The 20,203-nt window shown below is 43.8% G+C and carries 16 protein-coding genes; 11 read left to right on the forward strand and 5 right to left on the reverse strand.

Features of this window, described 5'->3' with window-relative positions; all coding sequences use genetic code 11:
- Positions 1-11 precede the first annotated feature (11 nt).
- Positions 12-1,226, forward strand: a complete 1,215-nt coding sequence (locus VL121_RS12540) for a FecR family protein (RefSeq protein ID WP_325405765.1) — start codon at positions 12-14, stop codon at positions 1,224-1,226.
- A gap of 110 nt (positions 1,227-1,336) precedes the next feature.
- On the opposite strand, the gene VL121_RS12545 is transcribed toward VL121_RS12540, so the two are convergent.
- Complete coding sequence (locus VL121_RS12545) at positions 1,337-1,507, reverse strand: hypothetical protein (RefSeq protein ID WP_325405767.1); 171 nt, start codon at positions 1,505-1,507, stop codon at positions 1,337-1,339.
- A 10-nt stretch (positions 1,508-1,517) separates the two neighbouring features.
- Between VL121_RS12545 and VL121_RS12550 the strand changes: the two genes are divergently transcribed.
- The 5 genes from VL121_RS12550 to VL121_RS12570 all read left to right on the forward strand — a co-directional run bounded on the left by VL121_RS12550 (position 1,518) and on the right by VL121_RS12570 (position 10,175).
- On the forward strand, positions 1,518-4,991 hold the full coding sequence (locus tag VL121_RS12550; RefSeq protein ID WP_325405769.1) for a TonB-dependent receptor: 3,474 nt from the start codon (positions 1,518-1,520) through the stop codon (positions 4,989-4,991).
- Positions 4,992-5,009: 18 nt separating this feature from the next.
- Positions 5,010-6,659: a RagB/SusD family nutrient uptake outer membrane protein gene (locus tag VL121_RS12555; protein ID WP_325405771.1), complete on the forward strand. Its 1,650-nt coding sequence runs from the start codon at positions 5,010-5,012 to the stop codon at positions 6,657-6,659.
- A gap of 30 nt (positions 6,660-6,689) precedes the next feature.
- Positions 6,690-7,862, forward strand: coding sequence for a hypothetical protein (locus tag VL121_RS12560; RefSeq protein ID WP_325405773.1), 1,173 nt, complete (start codon positions 6,690-6,692; stop codon positions 7,860-7,862).
- A 142-nt stretch (positions 7,863-8,004) separates the two neighbouring features.
- Positions 8,005-9,450 carry a Gfo/Idh/MocA family protein gene (locus VL121_RS12565; RefSeq protein ID WP_325405774.1) on the forward strand — a complete coding sequence of 482 codons (1,446 nt, stop codon included), beginning with the start codon at positions 8,005-8,007 and terminating at the stop codon, positions 9,448-9,450.
- 68 nt (positions 9,451-9,518) lie between these two features.
- Positions 9,519-10,175 carry a 3-keto-alpha-glucoside-1,2-lyase-like domain-containing protein gene (locus VL121_RS12570; RefSeq protein WP_325405775.1) on the forward strand — a complete coding sequence of 219 codons (657 nt, stop codon included), beginning with the start codon at positions 9,519-9,521 and terminating at the stop codon, positions 10,173-10,175.
- Between the two features lie 43 nt (positions 10,176-10,218).
- On the opposite strand, the gene VL121_RS12575 is transcribed toward VL121_RS12570, so the two are convergent.
- Positions 10,219-11,217, reverse strand: coding sequence for a Gfo/Idh/MocA family protein (locus VL121_RS12575; protein ID WP_325405777.1), 999 nt, complete (start codon positions 11,215-11,217; stop codon positions 10,219-10,221).
- Between the two features lie 37 nt (positions 11,218-11,254).
- Positions 11,255-11,926 carry an NAD(P)H-binding protein gene (locus VL121_RS12580; protein WP_325405779.1) on the reverse strand — a complete coding sequence of 224 codons (672 nt, stop codon included), beginning with the start codon at positions 11,924-11,926 and terminating at the stop codon, positions 11,255-11,257.
- Between the two features lie 32 nt (positions 11,927-11,958).
- On the opposite strand from VL121_RS12580, the gene murB reads away from it, so the two are divergent.
- The 5 genes from murB to VL121_RS12605 all read left to right on the forward strand — a co-directional run bounded on the left by murB (position 11,959) and on the right by VL121_RS12605 (position 17,106).
- Positions 11,959-12,996 carry a UDP-N-acetylmuramate dehydrogenase gene (gene murB / locus VL121_RS12585; RefSeq protein WP_325405781.1) on the forward strand — a complete coding sequence of 346 codons (1,038 nt, stop codon included), beginning with the start codon at positions 11,959-11,961 and terminating at the stop codon, positions 12,994-12,996.
- Positions 12,997-13,220: 224 nt separating this feature from the next.
- The gene (locus VL121_RS12590) at positions 13,221-14,576 is read left to right on the forward strand and encodes an alginate export family protein (RefSeq protein ID WP_325405783.1); all 1,356 of its coding nucleotides are present in this window, start codon (positions 13,221-13,223) and stop codon (positions 14,574-14,576) included.
- 17 nt (positions 14,577-14,593) lie between these two features.
- Positions 14,594-15,643, forward strand: coding sequence for a copper-containing nitrite reductase (gene nirK / locus VL121_RS12595; RefSeq protein ID WP_325405785.1), 1,050 nt, complete (start codon positions 14,594-14,596; stop codon positions 15,641-15,643).
- 28 nt (positions 15,644-15,671) lie between these two features.
- The gene (locus tag VL121_RS12600; protein ID WP_325405787.1) at positions 15,672-16,526 is read left to right on the forward strand and encodes a formylglycine-generating enzyme family protein; all 855 of its coding nucleotides are present in this window, start codon (positions 15,672-15,674) and stop codon (positions 16,524-16,526) included.
- A gap of 1 nt (position 16,527) precedes the next feature.
- Positions 16,528-17,106 (forward strand): SCO family protein, encoded by a 579-nt coding sequence (locus VL121_RS12605; RefSeq protein ID WP_325405789.1) that lies wholly within the window; start codon positions 16,528-16,530, stop codon positions 17,104-17,106.
- A gap of 82 nt (positions 17,107-17,188) precedes the next feature.
- Here the strand turns inward: VL121_RS12605 and VL121_RS12610 are convergent, their stop codons facing one another.
- Positions 17,189-18,721 carry a magnesium chelatase gene (locus VL121_RS12610; RefSeq protein WP_325405791.1) on the reverse strand — a complete coding sequence of 511 codons (1,533 nt, stop codon included), beginning with the start codon at positions 18,719-18,721 and terminating at the stop codon, positions 17,189-17,191.
- A gap of 16 nt (positions 18,722-18,737) precedes the next feature.
- Positions 18,738-19,913 carry a vWA domain-containing protein gene (locus tag VL121_RS12615; RefSeq protein WP_325405793.1) on the reverse strand — a complete coding sequence of 392 codons (1,176 nt, stop codon included), beginning with the start codon at positions 19,911-19,913 and terminating at the stop codon, positions 18,738-18,740.
- Positions 19,914-20,203: the final 290 nt, after the last annotated feature.

Below are 20,203 nucleotides of genomic sequence, written 5' to 3' on the forward strand. Positions count from 1 at the left end.
TATACAATGTTATGTACGAATCCAGGCTGGAATATTTGTTTGAGCGCTATATCAACCGCCGGTGCAATAAGGTTGAAGAGCAGGAGCTAATGGAATTACTGGAGCTGCCTGATAATGAAAGAATGGTTAAGCTGGCAATGGATAAGGTGATGGAAAGAACCGAACCCGATCTGAAAATGCCGGCTGATACCGCCGTGTTTATTTTGCAGCAGATTGTTGGTGCTGATAAACGAAAAACGATTGCAGCTAAAGTAAAGCGATTCGCGTCAGGCACATGGGGTAGGGTGGCTGCTGCCGCCGTAATCATAGCCATTGTAACCACCATAGTTTATACTGTTTCAACCGGCGGGCATAAGGAAAAACAGATGCGCATTGCCACGGTAGAGGACGTCATCCATCCCGGTGAAGATAAGGCGTTATTAACACTGGCTGATGGTAGCGTAGTATATCTGAATGAAATGCCGGATGGCGCGTTACAACAGGGAGATTATACGATAAAAAAGGAGGGTAGTGTGCTGCAATGTAATGCGGGCAGCGCTGGTTCCGGGATATCTTCTGCCGGGGCGTTTAATATCTTATCTACGCCAAGGGGAGGCCAATTCCAGTTAGTGTTGCCGGATGGAAGTAAAGTGTGGCTGAATGCGGAGTCTTCACTAAAATTCCCTGTGGTGTTTGATAAGCGCCTGCGGGAGGTGGAACTGACCGGGGAAGCCTATTTTGAAATTAAGTCTGTTGTATCTCAAAATGGTAAAGTAAAAATGCCTTTTGATGTGGTCGTTAATTTACCGTTGGGAAAACAGGCAAAAGTACATGTATTAGGTACGCATTTCAACGTAAATGCCTATAATAATGAAGTTGCAATGAATACTACGCTTATAGAAGGTGCGGTGAACGTAAGTGAAGGCGGGCAACATGTTGCACTCAGACCGGGGCAACAGGCCCGGATAGCCGGAGAGGGTTCGCTAAAAGTAGTTGCCCATGCAGATACTGAAAAAGCGGTAGCATGGAAGAATGGACTCTTTCATTTTGATGATGTGGATGTTGCCACTATTATGCGGCAAATAAGCCGCTGGTACGATGTGGAAATTGTATATGCGGGGAATGTGCCCGCCAGGCATTTTGTGGGTAAGATCAGGAGGAGTGCGGAGCTTTCAGAAGTGCTGGAAATTTTACGATTAAGTGATATCGGTTTCAAGGTTAACGGGAAGACCATTATTGTGCAATAGTACCCGGTTAGCGATAGCCTAAGTGAGTAAGTAGCAGAATGATGATATTCCACCCAAGTTAGTTCTGGAAATCGGAAAGATTTATTTTTTAACCTATAAACCCCAACATTTTAAAGTCCGAATTTACCAAACCAAAGCATGTAGAAAAGAATTGCTGTTTGCCATTTGCCCTGTATTATTGCTATTGTTGTCTGAATGTTCCACGGTAAAATAGCTGTGATTTGCAACGCCCGTTGCCCTGGAAATGCTTTGCGTTTTCCTGAAGGTTTTTTTTCACTCAATCATTTACATATGACTTCAACCAAAAAGTATAGGGATAAACCCTATGCCAAATTCTTAATGATCAAACCATTGATTATGAAACTAACACTTGCTATTTTAACCTTTTGCTCATTGCAGGTCAATGCGCATGGGTATGCACAAGGGACCAGTATAAGCCGGGAAAAAATTCCCCTCGCGGAGGTCTTTAAGGCTATTGAACAACAAACGGGTTACTTATTTTTTTATGATAAGGACCTCGTACAAAGCACAGGGCCGGTCAGTGTTCACATCAAAAACGCCAGTGTAGCGGAAGCTTTATCAGCCTGCCTCAAAGATTCCAGGCTTACTTATTCGATCGTCAATAAAACGATCGTGATTCAGACGGCTAAACATACGGCTGTGGCGCCTGAAGATACCGAGCTTAAAATGGCCGTTCCCCCGCCGGTTGTAATAAAGGGCCGGGTGGTGAATAAACAGGGTGAACCTGTTCAGGGCGTATCGGTAGTAGTTGCCGGTACAAAAAATGGTACAGTTACCGATAAAGACGGAATGTTCTTTATCAACATTAATACAGACAGGAAAGTAACCCTTGATATATCAAGTGTTGGGTTTTTGCCGCAGTCCGTTCAAACAGATGGGAAAAACGACATCAATATTACACTGGAGGAAAATGCCGCCGATTTGAGTGATATAGTAGTGGTAGGATATGGTACTCAAAAGAAGAGTGATCTTGTAGGTTCGGTTGCGCAAATAAATGGTAAGAAATTAAATGACAAGCCTGTATTCAATGTGGGACAGGGATTACAGGGTAAAATTGCCGGCGTGCAGGTTGTGCAGCAGGCTGGTGGTAAGCCCGGTGGCGACCCCATGATAAGGATCCGTGGAACGAACTCTATCAACACCAGCAGTGATCCGTTATTCGTGGTTGATGGTATTATTGGGGTTAAGAACGCGTTGTCTACTTTAAATCCTGAAGATATTGTATCAATGGATGTATTGAAAGACGCATCTGCAACAGCTATTTATGGAGCACGCGGCGCTAACGGCGTAATTATGATTACCACTAAAAGAGGCGTGAGCGGAAAAACGCAGGTAGATTATAACGGTTATGTTTCGCGCAGTGTGCTGCAGCGGCATTTATATACGCTGGATGCTGATCAGTTAATGTATGTATACGAACAGGCAATGGCCAATGGCGATAAATATGGCACCATTAACCGCGCTAAAGACTTTCGCGGACCTTATGCTTCATCCCAGTCTTACTCGGAAATGCCCTGGCTGTTTGAAAAAGTTGACAAAGGAGGATATATTTTAGACCTGGTTGGCAAGGATGGCAATTACTATAAGCCTATCTACAATACCAACTGGGAAGAGAAAGCTTTTAAACCCGCCACATCCAACAGCCATCATATAGATTTAAGAGGCGGTGGAGAGAATGCTAAATTCTCCATGTCTCTCGGTTATTCCGATCAGAGGGGTTTAATGCAGGAATCGTACTTTAAAAGATATAGCGGTAGAGTTACCGGCGATATAAAGATCACCAAGTGGCTTGATATGAGTACCAATATCAGCTATAACCGCAGCCAGGAAACCAATGATGATGGTATCACCAGGTCAACCGCGGAGGTGTGGGGTATCCTTCCCGTACAATATCCAAATGATCCTGCAGTAGGTATATATGCCGGCCGCTGGGGAACCAACTCTGATTTTAATGTGGGTGAGCAATGGTATAATATCGTATTCAGAAGGTCACAGATAGGGGGCGCTACAAACCGGGATCAAACTACGGCAAGCATTGCCCTTGATGCAAAGATCACTCCTGATTTAAGTCTTAAAACAGATTTCTCCATTGACTATAATGCGTATAAATATAACTACTACAGCGGTAAGTTGTATGGAGGAAATGGCAGCGCAAATATCAACACGGAAAATACTTTTTACTGGCAAAACCAGTATTACTTCAACTATGATAAAAGGATTGCAGATGTGCACAAGGTAAACGCCATGCTGGGATTAGCATGGACACAATATAACTGGGAAAACCTGAATACATCCAACTCGGTATTTTTCTCCAATTTTTATGAATGGCACAATATAGGTGCGGGCGCCCAAACCCGGCCTGTACCATCGAGCAGCGATGGCAAAAGCGCACTCAACTCTTATTTTGCAAGGGTAAATTATGTTTACAACAACAAATATATGCTCACGGCTACCGGCCGTATAGATGGGTCATCCAAATTCGGGCCCAACAGCAAGTATGGTTTCTTCCCTTCCGCCGGTGTAGCCTGGAGGGTGTCGCAGGAGAACTTTATGAAAGATGTTGAAGCCATCAGCGAACTGAAATTAAGAGGAAGCGTAGGTAAAACCGGTAACCAGGAAATAGGCAGCTATGTATCGCAAACTTATGTTGGCGTAGCCGGTGTAGTGTTAGGTGGCTCCTCACAAACGGGTATATATCCAAGTGCTATGGGTAACCCCGATCTGAGATGGGAGTCTACCACACAGTATGATGGCGGCTTAGAAATTGGATTGTTTAATAACAGGCTTAACCTCACTGTAGATTATTATTACAAAACAACTAAAGATATGTTGCTTGATGTGCCGTTGCCTCGATCTACTACTACAGGTACGGCGAAGATGAACTATGGCTCTGTAGAGAACAAAGGATGGGAATTTGGTATAAACGGAGCGATCCTTGATGGTAAAGACCTGAGGTGGAATGCCGATCTTTCTGTAAGTCTTAACCACAACGAGATTGTAGCTTTAGGTCCTACCGGTGCGCCTATTTATGTACAAACCGGCGCCGGCAATGGTACAAACATTCTGCAGGTGGGAGCGCCTATCGGTTCGTTTTTCGGGCTCACCAGGCTGGGTACGTACAGTACCGAAGAAGCCTCTCTGGCTGCACGTTATGGCATGCTTCCCGGCGACCTGAAGTTTTTAGACAGGAACAACGATGCTAAAATTGACCTTTTTTCGGATGGGGGCATTATCGGAAGAGCGTTTCCCAGGGTTTTAGCCGGTTTCAACAATTACCTAAATTACAGGCGGTTTGATGGTAGCCTGAATATACAGATCGTGCTTGGGGTTAATAAGGCTTTTGTGCATGAGTCGGCAGAAGACAGGCAATTGGTATCGGGAGGATTGAACAGCACTTTGCAGGCCTGGAGACCTACCGCGCAAAATGCCATGATCGCGCAGATGCGTCCGGGTAACGGTGGTGCTTATTATCAATCGTATCCTGATACACATATGATCAGTGACGCGTCTTTTGTAAGAGGAGCGGGGGCTACCATTGGGTATACCTTCCCGGTAACAGCCTGGAAGCTGCAAAAAATAAGAGCTTATTTATCAGCAAACAATTTCTTCCTGATCACAGATGTTGAAGGATATGATCCGGAAGGAAGTTCTATTGATAAGAAAGATTCCCGGACGCCCAATATTGATAAATACCAATACCCCAATCCTGCCATATACAGTTTTGGTGTGAATGTTAGTTTCTAAATTTTAAAGTGAATTATCATGTATTCAAATAAAAGAATCATTCCGTTTTTGAAATACCAGGTCATACTTGCTTTCATTGTGATCCTGGCAGGCAGTTGTAAAAAATTCCTGGAAGAAGTGCCCACCGGCAACATGACGGATCAGACTGATTTTACCTCAGCGCAGGAAGGTGCAGCATTAATTATTGGACCCTACCGTTCCTTACCGTTATGGACAGGCGGCGCCGATGACTGGGGAAATTACCTGCCTGCTACATTAGAGTATCCTACCGGTAAGGCCTATACGTCTGATACGCATGTGCAATTCTGGAAGTTCCAAACCAACCAGATATCGGGTGATATGCTCGGAGATTTTAATAACCAGTGGAACAACTGGTACCAGGGGGTAAGAGACTGTAATTTTTCAATTGCCAAACTGCCCGGCATTACAGAAATGTCTGACCAGGAAATTCAAAAAGGATTAGCCGAAGTAAAAACGCTCAGGGCATGGTATTACTATTGCCTGGTTCGTTATTTCGGGGATGTGCCGCTGACTACAACCATTGTTAACACTTTGGATAGCGTACAATTACCACGTACATCACTTAAGCAGATTTATGATGAAGTGATTATTCCTGATCTTGAGTTTGCAGTTAACAGCCCATTGCCCGATAGCCGCTCCGCTAACGGAAGGGTTACCAAACATGTGAGCCGTGCTATACTGGCGGATGTATACCTGACCTGCGCCGGCTATCCTTACCAGGAAATTGCAACCAGTCCGGACAAGAAGTGGTGCGAAGAAGGTGCCTGGTCGGCAAGTGCCTATCCTGTAAATTCGGCTTCTGCAAAAGATTTCCTGAAAAAAGCGCAGCAAAATCTCAATGTATTGTATGGTGCTTATACCCTGGGTACTTACGATGATCTTCATAACCCCGCTAAGAATAATAGTGGTGAGGCCGTTTTCCAGGCTCAATATCAAAGCGGGGTTACCAATAACAGTATTGTGCCTGCCGCGCTTCCGGGTCTTAGCCACGTGTCTATGTTTGGTGATGAATACGGAACTTTTATTCCGAGCATCAATTATTTCAACTCCTACGACCCGGCAGACAAACGCATCCGGGACCGGCAGATGTTTTATTTTTCCGATACCAGGTCTACCAAGTACGACCCTACCCAGGGACCGGCAGAAAAATTCAATATGCCTTACCTCTATAAATTCTATGATACTGATGCCATTAAAAAAACCGGGCAATCGGGCTTAAACTGGACCTTTTATCGTTATGCAGATATCTTGTTAATGCTTACAGAGGTGAACTGGACATTGAGACAGTTGGGTGAAGGAGTAGCCGACAATGATATTATAAAAGGTATCAACGAAGTAAGAGCTAGGGCTGAATTGCCGGCGTACAGGGCGGTAGACGTGAACCTGCTTACTATTATGAGTGAACGTGCTTATGAGCTGGTGTTTGAGAATAAAATGCTCTGGGATCAGCGCCGTACCCGTATGTGCCTCGTAGACGGTGAAGGCCAGTTTGCAGGTATTGAATCATTCTTCGGGCACCGTCCTGTGGATTTCAGCTTCGAATTTGGTCCCATGAATTTGCTGGCGCCTGTTTCTGGTACTGAAATTATTAATAATGCACAGTGCATGCAAAACTTTGGATACCTGCCCAAGCAGGCTGGTCAGTAAAAATATTGTGTTATCTATAATTACGATAAAATGAAGACATACATAAAAAATATAATCATAATAACATTGGCCGGTTTTATGTGGAGCTGCACCAAACAGCCTTATTATGAAATTCCCACAGATGAAAATGGCAATGTTGTGATCACAGGTGTTGCTAAAACAACTTCTGACGGCATTACCACCCTTGATGATCATTTTACAGTTACCTCCTATCTCCCCAATGCCAAAGAAGGCGATGTAATGAAAGTGGAATTGCTTCAACTGCAAACTCCCCCGGGTGGCGGTTCGGCTCAACTGCTTCCTATGGCAGGAACACAAAAAGAGGTGACGCTTGGCAGCGACCTGAAAGCTACGGTAAACTATACCCGAAATGAAGCTAAACTGGTAAATGTAGGGGATTATGTTACTGTTACATTTGCAGGTAAAACAGATGCTGCCACATTCAGGGTTAACCTTAAAGAAGCTACATCTGTATCTAACCCCCAGTATAACAGCGATGATGTGGATGTTATCAGGGGAGCGGGTACCGCGAATTTTACGGTAACGGTAACTCCTGCTTCCGGCGCATATTCCGGAGATGTGCTGGCAAAAAGGAAGAACGGAACGAACGAACCCTGGCAAACGTTGGGTACTTATTCTCCCGGCGATGCCATACCCATATCAGGCGATGATTTTGCCGTGGGTAAAGACACCATGTTCTATTCCTTTTCTACCAGCCAGTCTGGGTATACCGATGAAATTGTAAAACAGGTTGTGGCAAGCAATCCCTATTTTTTCATTAAAAAGGCGGGCAAGCTTACTATTGCTTCCGGGAAAGACGGCTTTAACCTTTTAAATGGAACGGTAGTGGCGGCTAACGATGCCAAGGCTGTACTCACCATCGGATCCGGCCCGCTGTCTGTAAATCAGGGAAGCAGTTGGGCAACGGGAGGTAAAAACATTTCCTTTGTTAGCTCCACTATTGAAACCTATAATCTTAACAGTGTTAATAATGCTAAAAATGAATTTCTTGCAGGAACGCCTGTTTCGTCTATTGATCCTTCCAGTGGAACGGGAGTATATGTGTTTAAGCTGATAAATGGCGGTTCTGCTTCAGATGTTTTGTATGGCATGATTAATTTAACTAAAATAACCCCGGGCAATTCTATTGAATTCGAGTACAGGATCGGCAACATATATGATCACCGTACTGTTATTGAATAATCAGCCTTGACAACAGGTGAGGAGTTTTATGAAATAATCAGCAAATACAATCAGCCGGATTGAGTAGATTAGCGTTTCTGCAATCTCTGCCTTGCAACATAATGAATAATGTAATAATTTGATCGTTTAAAAAATTGTATGTATGTTAAAAAAAGAAAACAAATCCCGCAGGAGCTTTATTAAAAATACAGCTTTGGGCGCTGCCGGTTTCATGATCGTACCCCGAAATGTTTTGGGTAAAGGCTTCGTTGCACCAAGCGATAAATTGATAATAGCCGCCGTAGGCGCCGGTGGAAAAGGGCGTTCTGATATTGCTAATTTCTACAAAAGCGGAAAAGCCGAAATAGGCTTTTTATGCGATGTTGACGATCGTATGTCAGAAGAATCACGTAAGAAATATCCTAAAGCCAAGTATTACAAAGACTGGAGAGATTTGATGAACAAGGAAAGCAAGTCGTTCGATGCTGTGTCTGTTTCTACCCCCGATCATACCCATGCTGTGGTGGCGATGGCAGCTATGCGCAGGAAAAAACATGTATATGTGCAAAAACCGCTTACGCATGATATCTACGAGGCACGGATGCTTACTGAAGCCGCCGATAAATTTAAGGTGGTAACCCAGATGGGCAACCAGGGATCTTCGGGTGATGGTGTACGTCAGATGCAGGAGTGGTATGATGCGGGTATTATAGGCGATGTACATTCGGTGTATATTTTTACTAACCGTCCCATATGGCCGCAGGGTATTCCATGGCCATCGCAAAGGCCACCTGTTCCGCAGGGGCTTGACTGGGATCTGTGGCAGGGTACGGCGCCGCAGAAAGATTATGTAGATGGACTGGTGCCGGGTAGCTGGCGTGGCTGGGCAGATTATGGTACCGGCGCCCTCGGCGACCTCGGTTGCCACCTGATGGAAGCTCCTTTCAGAATTTTAGGGATACAATATGCGCTCGATGTTCAGGCTTCCGTAACGAGCGTATTTACCGCCTTTGGCCAAAGAGGTCATTTTCCGGAAAGTTTTCCTCCATCCAGTCATGCTACACTTACCTTCCCTAAAACAGATAAAACCCAGGGTCAGGTAATTATGCATTGGATGGATGGTGGTATTAAACCGGAGCGCCCGGAAGAATTAGGCGCTGACGAAGTATTTGGCGATGGCAACAGCGGTATTTTGTTTATAGGCACCAAAGGCAAAATGATGGCAAGTGAATATGCAGCCAATCCCCGGTTACTGCCACTTTCAAGAAACAATGAAGTAAAGGTTCCGCAAACACAACCGCGTGTTAAGGACGGGGCCGATGGTCACTATGCGCAATGGGTAGAGGGCTGTATTGCCGGTTATGGTAATATGGATCTGAGCTCCCCTTTCAAAAAAGCCGGACCACTTACGGAAGCCATATTAATGGCAAACCTTGCCATTAGGGCAGCCGATACGCCTAAGCCAAGGGCTAACGGAAGGGGTAATGATTACCCGGGCGCCAATATGAAATTGCTGTGGGATTATAAAAAAATGCGGGTTACCAACCTGGAAGAAGTAAATCGTCTTGTAAAACGTGACTACCGCCAGGGATGGACGCTGGATTTTTAATATCATAATTAAGAGACCGCAAAAGCGTTTTTGCGGTCTCTTAATTACCTTCATTTTAAAATTTGATCGTGAAAAAAAATATTTTCTTTCTTACAGCAATCGTATTACTCACCGCCTGCAGCAGCCAGAGTAAAATAAAAGACAGTAGCAGGGGTAGCAATGGCAAACAATGGATCAGCCTCTTTGATGGTAAATCAATGGATGGCTGGAAAGAAAGCGAAGGGCCTTCGTTCAGTATTGAAAACGGAGCCATAAAGGTTGCGGGTAAACGCTCTCACCTGTATTATGACGGGCCGGTGAACAATCATAACTTTAAAAATTTTGAGGTCAAAATGCAGGTGATGACCACGCCAAACTCTAATTCCGGTGTTTATTTTCATACTAAATTCCAGCAGAAAGGATTTCCGGATGATGGGTTTGAAGTACAGGTAAACAATTCTCACACAGACTGGAAAAGAACCGCGGGGTTGTATGATATTCACGATACCGCGGCCACCTTTGTAAAGGATAATGTGTGGTTTGAACTTTCTATTCTTGTAAAAGGTAAACATGTGGTTACTAAAATCAACGGACAAACGATTATTGACTGGACTGAACCCGAAGGCGCCGTTGCCTCCAAAGGTCATCCCGGCCGCCTCATATCAAGCGGTACGTTTGCTTTGCAGGCGCATGACCCAAAGAGTGTGGTGTATTACAAAGATATAATGGTGAAGCCATTGCCTTAGTACCCAACAGGGTTTCCAACCTTCCGAAGGTTGAAAATCCCCGCTATATTTCATCAGCAGGGTACCTGATCCCTGCTTTCCTGCGTATTTCATCCATGGTTTCCATCAGCAACAGGGTATCGGCATGGGTCATTACCGGACTTTCGGTTAGGCCTTTACGTAAGCATTCACCTACATGCCTTGCTTCGTAATGGTAACCGAGTCCATCGGTATGCTGCACGGGAACAATCGTTTTGCTGTCTGCCCTCCCGGGATAAAATTCAATAGTAGTACCGGGTGTATAAAAGCGATGGGTAAGGCGTATCCTGCCCTTATTGCCGCTGATATCGGCTTCCGTGGCAAGATGGGTGGAATAAGAAGAAAAAAGCTGTGCCATAGCGCCATTGTTGTAACGCAATAAAACAGCGCACTGCTCATCTGCACCGGTAGATGCAGGCGTCATATGCGCTTCAATATGATCTGGTTTTCCTAAAGCCGACAGGGCGTAAAAAACATTATATATGCCAATATCCAGCAAGGTGCCGCCACCCAGCGCAGGGTTATAGAGCCGGTCGGCAACTGGCGCCTGTGGTATAAAGCCAAAATTAACCAGCACATTTTTTATTTCGCCCAATTGCCCGTTCCGGATCATTTCCATCATCTTTTTCCAGGGGGGAGTGAATTTCGACCATAGTGCCTCCATTAAAAATACCTGCTGTGTTTTGGCTGCCGCTATCATTTCTTTTGCCTGGCGGGTATTCAGCGCAAATGCTTTCTCGCACAATACCGCTTTACCATGTTCTATGCAAAGCAGGGCGTGCTCATGATGCAGCCCGTGTGGCGTGGCAATGTATATAACATCTACATCCGGGTTTTGTACCAGCGCCTCGTAACTGTTGTACTGCAACGCGGCAGGGTATAAGCCGGAAAATAATTCAGCATTGGCTTTGCCGCGGGAGGCAATGGCGAACAGATCCGCATCTTTAACAAATGTAAGATCAGAAGCGAATTTTTGTGCGATGCGCCCGGCGCCCAGTATGCCCCAGCGGATTTTTTTTGTCATATCAATAAAATGGGTTTATGTTTTTTTTAGAAAGCGGTTATTGCTTTAGAAGCATTTTCATTTGCGCATACTCATACACGTTAATGCCTGTTTTGCCGGATTTGGCCGCGGCAAGCATGGCTTTGGCTACATCCGGGGCTTCAATGGCCCGGTATTTTTTTAAAGACCCCGCCAGTAAAAAAGACAGCGCAGGCATAATGGACTGGGCTAACTTTTCTCCTTTTCTTTTTTCTTCGCGGCTGCCCAGCAAAAGCGAAGGGTGGAATATATGAAGTGATCTGTAGGGGAGGGCATGAATGGCCGCCTCCATGCTTCCTTTAAGATGCAGGTAAAAATTGGAGGATTTTGCATTGGCGCCAATAGCGGATACCACTAAGTATTGAGAAAACCCGTTATCTATGCCCCATTGTGCGGCATGCACGGGTATGTCAAAATCAATGCGGCGATACAGCGCTTTATCTCCTTTTACTTTTTTCATGGTGGTGCCTGTGCAGCAAAAAATAACATCCCCCTTTCCCAGGGCATTATGGAAATTATCGTGATCATCAAAATCGGTAACGCGCACTTCGAGCCTGGGATGCATAAAAGCGAATGGCTTTCTTACCAGCACCCTCACTGTGGTGAAATAATCATCCGCTAATAACAGGTGTAATAAATGATTACCGGTTAATCCTGTTGCACCGAGCAGTACCGCTGTTTTTACTTGCATGATTTTTGTATTTTGCAGTGAACAGATACAATATGCAGATCAGGGAAAATATTTCGCTCAGGCAATATAACACTTTTGGAATAGATGTGCGCGCCCGTTATTTTTCTGCTTTTGCCGGTATTGACACACTGGCAGCGTGGATGGAAAAAAATCCGAAGGTAAAAAGAGTGATACTTGGGGGGGGCAGCAATATTCTTTTTACCAAAAATGTGGATGGAATCGTATTGAAAAACGAGATCGTGGGTATTGATGAAATAAAGGAAGATGATACGTATGTGTATGTGCGGGCGGGTGCTGGTGAAAACTGGCATCGCTTTGTACAGTATTGCATACAGCGCAACTGGGCCGGACTCGAAAACCTGTCGCTGATACCGGGCAGTGTTGGTGCGGCGCCTATGCAGAATATTGGCGCTTATGGGGTAGAATTGCAGGAAGTATTTAACAGCTTAAGTGCGTATCATCTGCACGACAAAAAGGTGCATAATTTTACGGCAGGCGATTGTGCCTTTGGTTACCGGGAAAGTGTATTCAAAAAGCAGTACAAAGATCAGTTCATTATATTGAATGTAACTTTCCGGCTTCGCAAACACCCCGTATTTCATACTTCCTATGGTGCTATCCGGGAGGAGTTGGAAAAAATGCAGGTAGGGGAGCTGAGCATTCAGGCTATTGCACAGGCTGTGATCAATATCCGTTCTTCCAAACTACCCGATCCGGCAGTAATTGGCAATGCAGGCAGTTTTTTTAAGAATCCTGAAATTCCTCAAAAACAATTTGAAGTTTTGCAGAAAACGTATCCTGCTATCCCACACTATCCCGCCAGGCAATATGCCGTATCGGGAAGTGACGACCAGGGTTTTATAAAACTGGCAGCCGGGTGGCTTATTGAGCAATGTGGCTGGAAAGGGTTTCGCCGCGGAGATGCCGGGGTACATGTTAACCAGTCCTTAGTGCTGGTGAACTATGGTAAAGCTACGGGGAAAGAGATATACAACTTAAGCGGGGATGTTTTACACAGCGTTCATAAAAAATTTGGCATATTGCTGGAAAGAGAGGTGAATATTGTGTGAGGGTTGCAGGTTGCAGGTCTCAGGTTGCATGGGCGTCTTGTTTCCTACCTTGTACCAACTTACAACTTACCCCTTACCACTCTCTACATACCACCCCCTGCGCCCGTTAACAGACAAAAATTAAGATACAGAATGACTAAACTCATATTTAGTATTGAGCGATGTCGTGAGCTATTTATGGTTATTATACTCCCTTTACATCTCCAAATAGCATACGCAACACAATGAACACAACCAGTCATTTGAGATTAATTTTTGCTTTTGTATACATTTCTTTGTTTTTCATTTTACCTGGTCTTTTAAATGCACAAACCACCGATACCTCGGAGAATCACTTAACGGTACGGGCGCAGTTTCAACCCCGGCTCGAAGTACGGAATGGTGCATTCAAGCCACTAAGCAGTAACGAAAATCCTGCTGTATTAATAAGCCAGCGCACCCGCTTAACCATTGATTACATCTATAAAAACATTGTAGCATTGAGGTTAACCCCTCAAAGTGTAAGTGTATGGGGACAGGCAAATACCGTTCAGGGAACGGAAAACAGTGGTAACCGCCTTGCGCTCTTTGAAACATGGGCAAGGTTAAGGTTATCTGATCAATGGAGTCTTAAACTGGGGCGGCAGGTCATTTCATTAGATGATGAAAGATTTTTTGGTGAGTTGGATTGGGCGCAGGGAGGAAGAGCACACGATGCATTAACCCTGCAGTATGATAAAAACCGATTAGTGCTGAAAGGATTCCTGGCCTATAACCAAAACTATAAAGCGATCTATGGAAATAATATCAATAACCCTTCGGGCAATCTGTACTCAACGAATGATGCATTTTCCTATAAATTAATGCAAACCATTTGGGCAGGATTTTCGGTGGATAAAAAATCTACGCTGAGTTTTCTTGCAACTAACTTAGGACTACAACAGGCAGACACTGCATATGATGATGCTAAAACTTATTATTCGCAAACTGTCGGGGCAAATTATTTCCTCAACGGCACAAGCCTTACAGGTAATGTTTCGGCTTATTTTCAAGCAGGAAGAAACATTTCAGGTAATCGAACGCAAGCCTTTTTATTAGCTGCTTTTGCTGGTTATCATTTTACAAAAAAATGGTATGCCGGCGCCGGAACGGATTGGGTTAGCGGTAATAATCCCGGACAAAGTCAAACTAAAAATCGTGCGTTTATTCCATATTTTCATACCGGGCATAAATTTTATGGTAACATGGATTACTTTTATGCGGGCAGTTTTCATAAAAATGTTGGTTTATCAGATAATTATATAAAGCTGCAATACAAACCGGGGTATAGCAGCACTGTTAGTGTTGTATTACATCAGTTTTATTCACCCGCCGGAATTGTGGAAGCCGGAAAGCAATACCCAAAAAACATGGGGCAGGAAATAGATATTTCCTGTGCGTTTAAATTAAATACATTTACTAATCTGTCCGGTGGCTATTCATTTTACCTGCCTACATCAACACTGAAATATTTGAAAAACACGCAGGATGCAAAAAACTTCCAGCAATGGGGTTGGATGTCACTTAATATAGCACCTACTATTTTTAAAAGTAATTATTAACAAATAAACCTGAGAAAATGAGAGTCAAATATCTTGTACTGGGTGCATCTTTATCAATCGTTCTTGCCATTACAGGCTGCAAAACAAATACGGAGCAGGGTAAATCTTCTGTTGCTCCAATTGATATGGTTGCTTCGGGAGAACCTGAGGTGGCTGAATTAACCGGCGCTCCAAAAGTACCGGCTCCTGTTGGCAACCGGCAACCCAAAAAACTTATCGTTAATCTGGTAACAACCGAAACGGAAGGGATAATTGCCGATAGTATTCCATATACATTCTGGACATTCAACCATACTGTACCCGGAAGTTTTATAAGAATCAGGGTTGGTGATGAAGTAACACTCAACCTGAAGAACGAAGCAAGCAGTGTATTACCGCACAATATTGACCTTCATGCAGTAACCGGACCCGGAGGAGGAGCTGCTGCAACCTCTTCGGTACCCGGCAAGGAAACTTCATTTAGTTTTAAGGCTATCAATCCGGGGTTATATGTATATCATTGCGCGGCTCCTCCGGTACCCATGCATATTGGTAATGGGATGTATGGATTAATTTTGGTTGAACCGGAAGGTGGACTTCCTAAAGTGGACAGAGAGTACTATATTATGCAGGGAGATTTTTACACCAAAGCATCTAATATTAAAAAGGGATTATTGGAGTTTGATAATGATAAAGCTGTGGACGAAAAGCCTGACTATGTTTTATTCAACGGAAAAAAAGGATCACTGTTGGGCGCCAATATGATAGAGGCAAAGGTGGGTGAAACCGTGCGTTTATTTGTGGGAAATGGTGGTCCTAATCTAACATCTTCCTTCCACGTAATCGGTGAAATTTTTGACAATGTGTATCTCGAGGGTGGCAGTACAATTTCTCACAACATTCAAACCACGGTTGTACCTGCAGGCGGGGCTGCAATTGTTGAATTTAAGTGTGATGTTCCCGGCGAATATGTATTGGTTGATCATGCCTTATCGAGAGCCTTTAATAAGGGCGCTATTGGTAAATTAAAGGTAACTGGCGAAGCGAATCCCAAAGTTTTTAATGCGAAAACCTTAAGTAAGCATTAATGCTGTAAATAAATAATTTGCAAATACATTGAAGCAATTCAGATTTTTTACGGCAGTATGGATATCAATAGGATTGATGTCGTGCAACCATCAGGAAAATAATCCTGTTGAAGAAAAATCTTTTGTGCACCATGTCTCAGGTACAATACAAAACACCCAGGTAAATACAGCAATGGTTTATATTCCCGGTGGGGAGTATAAGCCATTTTATGGTGCTGATACCTCACTGGTAAAGGTTAATCCGTTTTTATTAGATGAAAGGGCAGTAACTAATCAGGAATATCTGGACTTTGTAAAATCTAATCCTGTGTGGCAAAAATCAAATATTAAACGAATTTTTGCAGATACGGCCTATTTACACAATTGGCCCTCCGATACCACCCTGCCTAAAGGAGCAAATCCTGATGCCCCGATTTGTAATGTATCGTGGTTTGCTGCAAAAGCGTATGCTGAAAGTATTGGTAAAAGATTACCTGTATTGGATGAATGGGAATTTGTTGCCATGGCCGATGCCACATCACCAAATGCACGCAGTAAACCCGAATACTCTGACCGTATCATTGATTTATATTTACAAAAGAACAGGCAGTTTAATCCGGTAAAACAGAGTCTACCCAATTATTGGGGTGTTTATAACATGTTCGATTTAATTTGGGAATGGACAGACGATTTTAATTCAATTCTTACTACGGGTGATTCCCGTAGCGGGCAATATGAGGACAAGAGTTTGTTCTGTGCAGGCGGAGCAACCAGCGCAACTGATATTTTAAACTATGCAGCATTTATGCGTTTTGCTTTGCGTACTTCTTTAAAAGCAGATTTCACTGTTGCCAATCTGGGTTTCAGATGTGCCAGGGATACTGTTGTTCATTTAAATCAATAATATGAATCGGTTTTATTTCTTTTTAACTGCTATTTTTTTGCTCACCTCCTGTGAGGGTAACAAAAAGCAACCTGTACCACTCCCTTCTGATTCTATTTTTAATCTCAGCTCACAGTGGAAAAATCAGTATGGCGATTCATTATATTTAAAGGATTTGCAGGGAAAAACACTGGTCGTGGTGATGATCTATACTACCTGTAAGACTGCCTGCCCCATTTTAGTTTCGAAAATGAAAAGTATTGAATCTAAAATTGCCAAAAAAGATAAGAAGGATGTTTCTTTAGTGCTGGTGTCAATAGACCCTGAAACAGATACACCTGCCCGGTTACACGAGTTTGCAAAAACAAATCAAATGAATGACCCGCAATGGGTATTCCTTACTTCAAACGAATCTTCCACGCAGGAGTTTGCCAATGTACTCTCCATGAAGTATAAAAAAATTTCACCTATGGATTTCTCCCATTCAAATATTGTCAGTGTATTTAGCCCCGAAGGACAGTTGATTAGCCAGGAAGAAGGAACTATTGATGTGGATAAAGTGGCATTAACACTCCATGAAACGGTAAAGAAAAGCAAATAGGGTAGTTCGGCTATCAGATCAGCAGTCAGCCATGAGCCATGATATGATATGGTAGTTGCGTGCGCCTCTTCTCTCTCTCTTCTCAATATCCTTCCTGCTCAAACCCTTCTTCATCTTCAAAAGAGGAAGCTTCCTTACCCATATTGAGCATGGAACCCATCAGGTCTTTAAATTCAATTTTACCGTCTAATATCTTTTTGCTGATCAGCGAGTACGATGATAAGCCGTGCAGGATCAGTTCCATCAGCAGTGCAGTTTCTTTTTCATTGGCATGCGGAAAAGTTTTTTTCACAATGCCGTATAAGCCATCTACTTTATACAATAGCTGGATCTTTTCCTTATCGGTTACATTAAATAATATGTCTAGCGTATTTCCCTTGTCGAACCAGTTAATGATGGAACGATAAGGAGTGTCCGTTTCCTTTTGCTGTCCTTTTCTTTTCTTTAGTGCATCAGGATTGGGAAAATATTGTACAAACTGCGTTCGGATAGCTTTGCCCAGCAAATTAAACGCTACCTGGTAAGGACCTTCCTGCTCCCCTTCATATACCAGCTCTACTTTGCCCGTAACGGAAGGGATGATACCGCTAAGGTCGGATATCCATACCTGCGTTTCCTTTTCTTTGTTGATGATCGCTCTTCTTTCGGCGGCGCTTACCGCGTTTTCGTATGCCGAAATGGGCAAACGCGCCGATACGCCGCTTTTCTGATCTACCATTTCACTTGCCCTTGCTTCAAAGGCTACTTGTTCTATTAGGCGTTTTACCAGGTCGCTGATATTTACTATTTGCGTTTGGGCTTCCGGTATATCCGCTTCCTGTTCGGTAATGGTCAGCGAGTCTTCAATATTTTTGGGGTAATGCGTTAATATCTGGCTTTCAATACGGTCTTTCAATGGTGTTACAATAGAACCCCGGTTCGTGTAGTCTTCGGGGTTAGCCGTAAATACAAATAATATATCCAGGGGAAGCCTCAGCTTAAACCCGCGTATCTGTATATCGCCTTCCTGTAAAATGTTAAACAAAGCCACCTGTATCCTGGCCTGCAGGTCGGGCAGTTCATTAATTACAAAAATGCCCCTGTTGCTCCGGGGAATGATGCCATAATGGATCACCCTTTCATCAGCAAAAGTGAGTTTGAGATTGGCAGCCTTTATAGGATCCACATCCCCGATCAGATCGGCAACACTTACATCGGGCGTTGCTAATTTTTCGCCGTAACGTTCACTGCGGTGTAACCAGGCTACCGGTGCCGCGTCTCCTTTTTCAGCAATCAGCTCCTGCGCGTAACGGGAAAGGGGATGGAGGGGATCGTCATTGGTTTCACTGCCGGCAACAACCGGTATGTATTCATCTAACAACTCCGTCATTTGTCGGGCCATACGCGTTTTTGCCTGTCCGCGCAAGCCAAGGAATAAAATATTGTGCCGCGATAAGAGTGCTCTTTCCGTATCGGGGATCACGCTTTCTTCATAGCCAATAATACCCGGAAAGGTAGAATCGCCCTGTTGCAGTTTCCGGATGAGGTTATCTCTTATTTCATCTTTAATGCCCTTGCTTTTATATCCCGATTTTTTTAATTCGCCTAATGTTGCAGGTAATATGGTTTTACTCATTTGTTCATTTCTTTTTTTAATACACCGTTTTTTGCTTTCCGTTTTCAAAATCCCTGAATACAAACGCACCCAGATTATCCAACGCGGCAAAGAAGGCCTTGCCATTATTGGTTTCTGTAAACTCCGTTACAAAGCGCTGCAGGTAGGGATCGGTAGCGATCATAAACGTGGTGATGGGTATTTTTATTTTTTTACATTGGGCTGCAAGATTAATGCAGCGGTTAATGATCTTACGGTCTAACCCGAAACTGTTTTTATAATACCGTTTGCCCGATTTAAGGCAGGTGGGCTTTCCATCGGTGATCATGAATATCTGTTTATTGGGATTTTTACGCCGCCGTAAAATATCCATCGCCAGTTCCAGTCCTGCTACGGTGTTGGTATGATACGGCCCCACCTGCAGGTAAGGTATATCTTTAATTTCAATGGGCCACGCGTCATTGCCAAACACTACAATATCCAATGTGTCTTTTGGGTATTTGGTAGTGATGAGTTCACTGAGTGCCATAGCCACTTTTTTGGCGGGCGTAATACGGTCTTCACCATACAGGATCATAGAATGCGAAATGTCTATCATCAGCACGGTAGAGGTTTGCGATTTAAAATCCGTTTCCCTGATCTCCAGGTCGTCTTCCCCCATTTGCAACTGGTCTATGCCGTGATTGATCTGCGCGTTGCGGATAGAGCTCACAAAATCAATCTGCTCCAGCATGTCGCCAAACCGGTAAGGCCGGGTTTCGGGGTTAATCTCGTCTCCCTGTCCGGGCTTAAAAGTTTGATGGTTGCCCTTTTTTGTTTTTTTAAGCTTGCCAAAAATTTCTTCTAAGCTTCTTTTGCGTATGCCTTTTTCTGTTTTGGGCGTGATGTTGATAGATCCGCTCTCCCTGTTTTCGTCAATATATCCTTTATCTTTCAGGTCGTCAATAAAATCACCCATGCCGTATGCATCATCGGTTAACTGGTATTGTTTGTCCAATTGTGTAAGCCAGTTCAGCGCTTCACCCGCATCTCCGCTGGTATAGGTAAGCAACTGCATAAACAGGTCGAGCAATTGCTCAAACCGGCTTTTGCTGTTTTGCCGCGGATCGTATAGTGAAAAATGAAACCCTAACATATCAACTCCTTCTTTTTTTAAAACAAGTGCATTGCATAAGGTAAAACCGGAAGCAGGAAGCGGGTTGCGTAGTAACATTGTTTTGAAGCGGTACAAACTTATTTCACCCCATGCATTTGCCTGCAATTTAAGACTTTCGCGGGACAAAAGTATTTCCGGCTATATGACGGCTGGCGTTGGCGGAACGGGTTGCATTCATTATTTCAAAATATGAATATGCGCCGTGAATGAAGTCTTATTGATATATATGTATATTTATTATGAACGATGATGGGTTTATCATCCCAACTTACCGGCTGTAATAATTACCCCTGTGCAGATGATGGGCAATAGGAATTTTTCCAGCGATGTCCTGTTTACTGCAGTTC

This window comes from Agriterribacter sp., assembly GCF_035497235.1.
Lineage (GTDB): Bacteria > Bacteroidota > Bacteroidia > Chitinophagales > Chitinophagaceae > Agriterribacter.

Bases quoted from the DNA above. Each gene is read 5' to 3' on its own strand.
- VL121_RS12540 (WP_325405765.1), top strand. From the start codon at position 12: ATGTACGAATCCAGGCTGGAATATTTGTTTGAGCGCTATATCAACCGC.
- VL121_RS12550 (WP_325405769.1), top strand. From the start codon at position 1,518: ATGACTTCAACCAAAAAGTATAGGGATAAACCCTATGCCAAATTCTTA.
- VL121_RS12555 (WP_325405771.1), top strand. From the start codon at position 5,010: ATGTATTCAAATAAAAGAATCATTCCGTTTTTGAAATACCAGGTCATA.
- VL121_RS12560 (WP_325405773.1), top strand. From the start codon at position 6,690: ATGAAGACATACATAAAAAATATAATCATAATAACATTGGCCGGTTTT.
- VL121_RS12565 (WP_325405774.1), top strand. From the start codon at position 8,005: ATGTTAAAAAAAGAAAACAAATCCCGCAGGAGCTTTATTAAAAATACA.
- VL121_RS12575 (WP_325405777.1), bottom strand. From the start codon at position 11,217: ATGACAAAAAAAATCCGCTGGGGCATACTGGGCGCCGGGCGCATCGCA.
- VL121_RS12580 (WP_325405779.1), bottom strand. From the start codon at position 11,926: ATGCAAGTAAAAACAGCGGTACTGCTCGGTGCAACAGGATTAACCGGT.
- murB (WP_325405781.1), top strand. From the start codon at position 11,959: ATGCAGATCAGGGAAAATATTTCGCTCAGGCAATATAACACTTTTGGA.
- VL121_RS12590 (WP_325405783.1), top strand. From the start codon at position 13,221: ATGAACACAACCAGTCATTTGAGATTAATTTTTGCTTTTGTATACATT.
- nirK (WP_325405785.1), top strand. From the start codon at position 14,594: ATGAGAGTCAAATATCTTGTACTGGGTGCATCTTTATCAATCGTTCTT.
- VL121_RS12605 (WP_325405789.1), top strand. From the start codon at position 16,528: ATGAATCGGTTTTATTTCTTTTTAACTGCTATTTTTTTGCTCACCTCC.
- VL121_RS12610 (WP_325405791.1), bottom strand. From the start codon at position 18,721: ATGAGTAAAACCATATTACCTGCAACATTAGGCGAATTAAAAAAATCG.
- VL121_RS12615 (WP_325405793.1), bottom strand. From the start codon at position 19,913: ATGTTACTACGCAACCCGCTTCCTGCTTCCGGTTTTACCTTATGCAAT.